The following is a 704-nucleotide window of genomic DNA, read 5'->3' as shown; positions in this document are numbered from 1 at the left end:
CCCCGAAACCCCGCCCCCGCAGGGGGCGGCCGTCCAGCACGATCCCCGACCCGATGCCGGAGCCCATGTACAGCGCGATGAACGAGCGGCGGGAGTCCAGCCGGGCCACCCAGTACTCACCGACCGCCGCGGCCGTGGCGTCGTTCTCCACGAGCACGGGCCAGCCCGTCCCGGCGGCCAGGCCCGCGAGCAGCTCCGGCGGTACCGTCGCGGACCGACCCGTCCACACGAGCCCGATGCCGAGGCAGCGGTCGCGGTCGAGACCGGAGGCCTCGATGAGCACGGTGACGTCGGCGAGCAGCGCCGCGGCGTCCGCCCGCGGCGGCAGGGCGGTGCGGGAGATGACCCCACCCGTCTGCCCCGTGAGCACGAGCGTCGTGGTCCCGGCGTCGATGTGCATGCCCACCGCGAACCGCGCGCCGGGGTCCAGCCGCAGCATCGTGCGGGGTTTGCCCGCCGTCGGGGTCCGGCCCGTCTCGACCAGGACGCCGTCGCGCAGCAACCGCCGCACGGTCGTCGAGATCGACGCCTCGGTGAGGCCCGTCAGCGAGGCCAGTTCCACGCGGCTCACGTGCTCGTGCGCCCGGACCGCGTCCAGGACCTTCTCCCGGGCGCTCGGCCGTCGCCGCGCGCTCGGGAGCTCGATCTCGGACACCGCCCGATCATGTCACCCGGCGCCCCCGCCGGGTGACATGATCGGGCGG

1 protein-coding gene is annotated in these 704 nt (G+C 75.6%); it reads right to left on the bottom strand.

Going from position 1 to position 704, the window contains the following annotated elements; genetic code table 11:
* Window positions 1-655, bottom strand: a 655-nt coding sequence (locus tag GTR02_RS22005) for an ROK family protein (protein ID WP_205709825.1), incomplete at its 3' end; no start/stop codon positions are given.
* Between the last annotated feature and the right edge of the window lie 49 nt (window positions 656-704).

Origin of the sequence: Kineococcus siccus (assembly GCF_009906795.1) — a bacterium.
Classification (GTDB): domain Bacteria; phylum Actinomycetota; class Actinomycetes; order Actinomycetales; family Kineococcaceae; genus Kineococcus; species Kineococcus siccus.
This window is presented reverse-complemented; position numbering and strand designations above follow the sequence as displayed.